Origin of the sequence: Brachyspira suanatina, assembly GCF_001049755.1 — a bacterium.
GTDB classification, from domain to species: Bacteria; Spirochaetota; Brachyspiria; order Brachyspirales; family Brachyspiraceae; genus Brachyspira; species Brachyspira suanatina.
In genome coordinates this window covers 1-6,052 of the sequence record NZ_CVLB01000005.1, presented here as the reverse complement: position 1 = coordinate 6,052, position 6,052 = coordinate 1, and the positions used below count along the sequence as shown (strand labels likewise).

The 6,052-nt window shown below is 25.1% G+C and carries 9 protein-coding genes; 1 reads left to right on the top strand and 8 read right to left on the bottom strand.

The features are described from left to right. Window positions 1–73: 73 nt before the first annotated feature. Window positions 74–436: a hypothetical protein gene (locus tag BRSU_RS13925; protein WP_048595982.1), complete on the top strand. Its 363-nt coding sequence runs from the start codon at window positions 74–76 to the stop codon at window positions 434–436. A gap of 391 nt (window positions 437–827) precedes the next feature. Here BRSU_RS13925 and BRSU_RS13920 read toward each other — a convergent pair whose 3' ends face one another. From BRSU_RS13920 to BRSU_RS14950, 8 genes are all read right to left on the bottom strand, one after another. Further along, the gene (locus BRSU_RS13920; protein WP_048595983.1) at window positions 828–1,049 is read right to left on the bottom strand and encodes a hypothetical protein; all 222 of its coding nucleotides are present in this window, start codon (window positions 1,047–1,049) and stop codon (window positions 828–830) included. 8 nt (window positions 1,050–1,057) lie between these two features. Beyond that, window positions 1,058–1,267: a hypothetical protein gene (locus BRSU_RS13915; RefSeq protein ID WP_047104499.1), complete on the bottom strand. Its 210-nt coding sequence runs from the start codon at window positions 1,265–1,267 to the stop codon at window positions 1,058–1,060. A gap of 15 nt (window positions 1,268–1,282) precedes the next feature. Then, the gene (locus tag BRSU_RS13910) at window positions 1,283–1,774 is read right to left on the bottom strand and encodes a hypothetical protein (protein WP_048596191.1); all 492 of its coding nucleotides are present in this window, start codon (window positions 1,772–1,774) and stop codon (window positions 1,283–1,285) included. 13 nt (window positions 1,775–1,787) lie between these two features. Further along, window positions 1,788–3,599: a peptidase gene (locus BRSU_RS13905; RefSeq protein ID WP_209435161.1), complete on the bottom strand. Its 1,812-nt coding sequence runs from the start codon at window positions 3,597–3,599 to the stop codon at window positions 1,788–1,790. Between the two features lie 61 nt (window positions 3,600–3,660). Next, window positions 3,661–4,167, bottom strand: a complete 507-nt coding sequence (locus BRSU_RS13900; RefSeq protein WP_209435156.1) for a hypothetical protein — start codon at window positions 4,165–4,167, stop codon at window positions 3,661–3,663. A 33-nt stretch (window positions 4,168–4,200) separates the two neighbouring features. Continuing rightward, window positions 4,201–4,647 (bottom strand): hypothetical protein, encoded by a 447-nt coding sequence (locus tag BRSU_RS13895; protein ID WP_048595985.1) that lies wholly within the window; start codon window positions 4,645–4,647, stop codon window positions 4,201–4,203. A gap of 104 nt (window positions 4,648–4,751) precedes the next feature. Further along, window positions 4,752–5,351 (bottom strand): glycoside hydrolase family 19 protein, encoded by a 600-nt coding sequence (locus BRSU_RS13890; protein WP_048595986.1) that lies wholly within the window; start codon window positions 5,349–5,351, stop codon window positions 4,752–4,754. A 248-nt stretch (window positions 5,352–5,599) separates the two neighbouring features. Further along, window positions 5,600–5,764 carry a hypothetical protein gene (locus tag BRSU_RS14950; protein WP_245158112.1) on the bottom strand — a complete coding sequence of 55 codons (165 nt, stop codon included), beginning with the start codon at window positions 5,762–5,764 and terminating at the stop codon, window positions 5,600–5,602. Window positions 5,765–6,052 lie beyond the last annotated feature (288 nt).

The window sequence follows — 6,052 nt, the reverse complement described above, 5'->3', positions numbered from 1 at the left end:
TTTTTTATTTATTTTATATTAACTTATTTATTTTTTATAAAGTATAGACAAAAAAATAAATAAGGAATAAAAAATGGAAGAAATAAAGAAAAATAAAACTAAAGATATAATGGAATTAATATTACCACATAATAAAAGTAAAAAAGTGTCATTAGGATTTTATTATTATAAAAATATTATTGAGGAAATGAAAGAATATGCCAATAAATATAAGATGTCATTAGGAGAATATATAGAGGAAATACATAATACATGCAAAAATATAAAAAATATATCTAAATTAAAAATGGAAGAAAATACAGAAAAAATTAGTTGGGTGATTTTAGTAGAAAAAAATAATTTTGATGATATTAGGAATTATGCTAAAAAATATAAAATGCGAATTGGAGAATATATAGGATATATACATAAATTATATATTTACAATATAAAATAAAAAAAGGAGGCTGAAACCTTTCTAGTTCNATACATAATACATGCAAAAATATAAAAAATATATCTAAATTAAAAATGGAAGAAAATACAGAAAAAATTAGTTGGGTGATTTTAGTAGAAAAAAATAATTTTGATGATATTAGGAATTATGCTAAAAAATATAAAATGCGAATTGGAGAATATATAGGATATATACATAAATTATATATTTACAATATAAAATAAAAAAAGGAGGCTGAAACCTTTCTAGTTCCAGCCTTTTGACAAGCATCCATTCAGTACAAAATAAATAAAAAACTTTATCTTACTAAAAAGAAATGCTATTTCAATATAAATATTCTTATTATGGCTTTTTATTTATATATATAATAAAAAATATTAGAGATTATTAATTATTTATCCCCTTCAAACTTTGACTGATAACTTTTAAATCCAGCAAGTCCAAGCAAACCTCCCATTAAAAATGGAAGAGCTTCTCCAAGCCTAACATCTTTAGAAAAAACTAAGAAAGCTATACAAACAAGCATGACCGCTGAACCTAATAAACTTATTAAACGCATACTAGAAAGATGTCCAGTCTTGGAACAAGATATTAAATCTTTTAATGCCTTCATAATCAGTCCTATGCAATTACAGCTATAAAAAACATCACACAGCCATAAGTTAATTTAATGAAATAATATATTGATGTTTTTTCTTTAATGAGAGCTTTTAATCTCTCTTTAAATGTCCCTTCTTTTTCATTCATAAACTTGTTATAGTATTTTACTATTCCAATGAAAGTAAAAACTACCATAACACCTATTAAAAAAATTAATATTAATTTAAACATATTTTCTCCTTAAAACTATTTATAAACTTTTAATTTTTCTATTATTGATTCAAAACTTTTAATAAATACATCTTTTATTTTTTCTCTGTTATCTTCTAATTCTTTTATTTTACTTTCTTTTACTTCAAATAAAGTTCCTATCTGCTTGTTTTTATTATTGAACATATAAACAGTTTCAATAGGAAGATTTTCACTTTCTATAACTTCTGATATTTGCCTAGCCATACTATAAACATTAATATCAAATAAATAACTAAAGTATATATATGGATGGAAATATTCATCTTCAATATGTCCTTCGCAGCATTGACTTGTTTTATATCCTTTTTTATTTAACTCTAAAATAATATTTGCTATATTTTTATCTATTCTAGTTAGATTAATAAAATTACCACATTCGCAGAATTGTTTATTTTCATAAAGTTTATTGCATTTGCTGCAGAAGTTATAATGTTCTTTATTATTAAAAATATTGTGTTTAAATAATGTATCAAATTGTCTTTTCATAATAAGCCCTACATTAAATACTTGGCTGAAGCGGACATTCCATATCTATAGTATATTTTTGATTAGGTGTTATAGAACTAATAGATATCATAGTATAGAATGGCTCTCCTGATGTTATTCCTATTTTATATGAAGAATAGCTATATTGCTGTTTATCTTCAAAAAATTCCTGCATACTAAGATTCAGAAAGAAAGCCATATTATTACTATTAGATTTGAAAGAACCTTTTAACCTATAGACTCCATTTATTAAATATATACCAAAATCTTCTGATACTTCATATCCTACAAGTTTAATATAATTAAAATCTGGAGGACAGATTATATTATTATCATATATTTTTATATCTTCTATATTTAATATAGGGCTTTCCACTTTTGATGCCACTATGATAATATATAAATACTTATTTTCGTATTTGTATATTAGCTGCATTCCACCATAGTACATACCTGCTAACTTTCTTTTATCTAAATCAATTTGTTTATTAGTTCTTATAACTGCCTGACCTTCATTATTAATTTCAAAACTTCCTTTCAAATTGAAGCTTCCATCAGTATTTTTTATTAGTGATAAACTACTTATATCTTTCATAATGTCACTATTTAGAATAATAGTTTCGCCTTCAGCTTCTAAAGTAAAAGTAGTTTTTTCAAAAGTATATATATTTGTTTCTTCAGGAGGTTCTGGAGTTGGATCTGTAGGTTCTGAGTCAAAATCTCCGTTATATGAATCGCTTAACGCTTCTATAGCATCTTGCACAGTTTCTATTACTTTTTCTTTTACTTCTACTTCTGCATTTTTATCAGGAGTCAAATCGAAAGTTATTATTTCATTTGTTTCTATTTCTGAACCATCCTGATTAGCTATTATTAAAGTGTATATATTAGGTTTATTATTATATCTCATAAAGCCAAACTTTTTAGGCTTTCCTGAACTTGAAGTAATACCGTCAGTATTGATTAGCTCATCCCTGCTGCCTATGATATTAAAATAATTTTCTAATATTGGACTGTAACAAGTCGGTATAATTAAACTACTTTTATAAAGATAATTCCCTATTAACTTTATTTTATTATCTCTTTTGACTAATTCAAGTTTAAATGGATTAGGACTGCCTATATCAATAAAATATATATTGGTATCTAGTTTATTCAATTGAGTATTTTTTATATTGAGTATGACATTATAATTTTTAGTTGGTATTTCAGTTGGAAAATTAGACTTAATTATGCTTAATACTAAATTACTTGCAATAATAGATAGGTTAAATACAAATGGACAATCAGTATCAGATATTATACATTCATTTGCACTTAATTGAGGTATTGTATTTCTGTTTATATCAAAAAATTGTCCCAACATGCTGCATTTATAATGTAAATCTTCATTTCCATTTACATTTTTAATTATTAAATATACCATCTTATTTATGGTAAAATTATTTATTATAGATTTTATTCTATAATTGTTTTCTTCTTTTTCTATAACTGCTGTATATTCATTGCTGCCATTTTCATCAGTCAATACTAAACTAATATTTTCTATATTTGTTTTATACTTTGGAAAATTATATTTTCTATATATTATATTAGCTTCTTCATTATCAAAAGTTATTTGTGCAGCTGTAAGAGTTTTTCCTGTTAATATACCATCTAAAAAAGTTTTTAATTCTTTAATATTAGATACAGGAGCTTCATTAGGTTTTCCGCCTTTTAACTTCTCTATATTTGCTATTGTCTGATTATGATCCTCAGCAAATACAATTTCACCATCCTGCAGGGCTGGCACTTCTTTATAGTTTTCAGGTTTTTCTAAAGACATAATAAAGCTCCTGCTTTTAAGATTTTATTTATACAAATAGTAATTACTAGAAACTTGCACATTATACCAGAGCTGCCACTCTCCAATTTTTATAATACTTTCTTGATATCTTTTCATTAAATCTTGTCTGTTTGTAACAGGTTTTATAATAAATATTTTTGGAGGTGTGGATAGAGGTATTTTTACATATTTTACCTGAGCCTGACATGAAGTTAATATCATTAAAATACTTATAAAAATTATTAGATATATTATTAAATGTTTCATGCTCTTTCCTTGTTAGTAATTCTTTGTCTATATTTTTTATCATAGCTTCTGAATTACTAAAACTATTTTGAAGCTTTTTATTTTCATGCATAAATTGTATTTCATTTTGAAGCGTTTCAGTTTGAAGTTCTAAGCCCTTAATATCTTCCTGATACTGAGCAATTTCTTTTTCTTTTTTATGTATTTCACTGTCTTTAGCAGCTATTAATACTATAAAAATAGAAACTATTAAAACCATTATGACTGCTATAATTATTTTTTTATTTATTTTGGATAAAAATCCTGTTATTATTGGAATCATATATACTCCTATTGTTGCTATATTTTTATTGTGTTATTTAGTGAAATAAAGAACAGCTCCGATTATAGTACCCATTGCTGCAATAAATCCAGATATACCAACTACAGCTTTTTGAAACTTATGCAAAGTATCAACAGTAATATTGCCTTCTAAACTTTTCTTTATTTCTTTTAATTCTTCATCTCTTTTAGTTTTATATTCCTGTATTTCAGCTATAAAATCTGTCACATGATTTTCAAGCTTTTCTATTCTTAAATCTATTTTAATAAAATCTTCCGATAAATTATCTAGATATGTATCATAGCTTTTAATATCATTTCTAAGATTTTTAATTTCTTCTCTTACTTCTTCTACTTTATGAATAATACCATTTCCGTTTTTTGTACCGTCTTCATTATATCCTACTTGAAGCTCTAAACGGCTCAATCTTTTTTCTATTTTTTCCAATAGAGCAGTTTTACTTTCTTTACTTGCTGCCATTTAATTTCCTTATTGTTGTTAACACTCCGCACGCTTAAAATTAGATTGTTTATTTTACAATAAACAATCTGCGTGCGTCGTTTTTATTTTTTTACTTTATATTTTTAGTTTTCAGCATTCAATATTTTTAAAATATTATTATACCTTTCTTCTCTGTCTTCAAGTCCATTAAAGCCGCCGTTAATAAGTTTAGTAACACCTTTCACATCTCCTTGACGTGCAAGCAAACCACATCCTTTTTCCTGCCAAAATAATAATGCAATCTCTATAGCATTGTTAGGTTCTTTGGCAAGTTCTGGATTATTAACTAAATCAGCATGTATTTTTTTACCATATTTCTTATAATTATTTTTTCCAGTAAGCTGTATTATTCCTCTGCCTCTATATTTATAGCCTTCATTTTCAGTATTACCTAAACGACCGCCATAAACAAAATTAGCAATAGACTCAGCTCCTTGAAGACATAGTTTTTTAGCATTTTCTAAACTTCCAACTCTTTTTTTGAATACTTCAAAAAGCCTCTGAGGTGTGTATCTAAAACTCTCTTCAAGTTTTTTATAATTATTGCTTTCATGTGTTGTTTGTGCCAAAAACATAGCAGCTTCTTTTGTATCTGTAATGTTATGTTTTTGAAAAGCATTATTTAATGGTAAAAGCCATTTCTTATTTATACCTATTTCATTTAATATATTTTCATTTAGCATAGATTAAGCCTCTTTATTTTTGTTTTGTAATTCATATACTTTTATATATTCAGTTTTTTGTTTCTCTTTTGCTATTTGGAGTGTTACTTCTCTTTGTTTTAATACTTTAATCTCTGTTTCTATATTCTGTATGGATTCACTATATTGATATGTTGTACTCTCATGCATTGATATATTATATCCGTTATGCACNAAAGCCATTTCTTATTTATACCTATTTCATTTAATATATTTTCATTTAGCATAGATTAAGCCTCTTTATTTTTGTTTTGTAATTCATATACTTTTATATATTCAGTTTTTTGTTTCTCTTTTGCTATTTGGAGTGTTACTTCTCTTTGTTTTAATACTTTAATCTCTGTTTCTATATTCTGTATGGATTCACTATATTGATATGTTGTACTCTCATGCATTGATATATTATATCCGTTATGCACTACTTTACCTTCATGTTCTTTTAATATTTTAAGAACATCATCTTTAAGATCTTCAATATTTTCTTTATTCTTTTTCTCTTCAGCTTTTTATTTGATATATTTTTCTATTATTGAAGTTTCTTTTTTTGTAAGTTCTTTTACATCATTGTTTGACATAATTTATCCTTATATCTTTATTTATACATATAATAAAAAATATAAGGATAATTCATTTAAACAACATAAGGCAGTATCTGGACGACTGAGTTTCTTAATTCTCTCTTT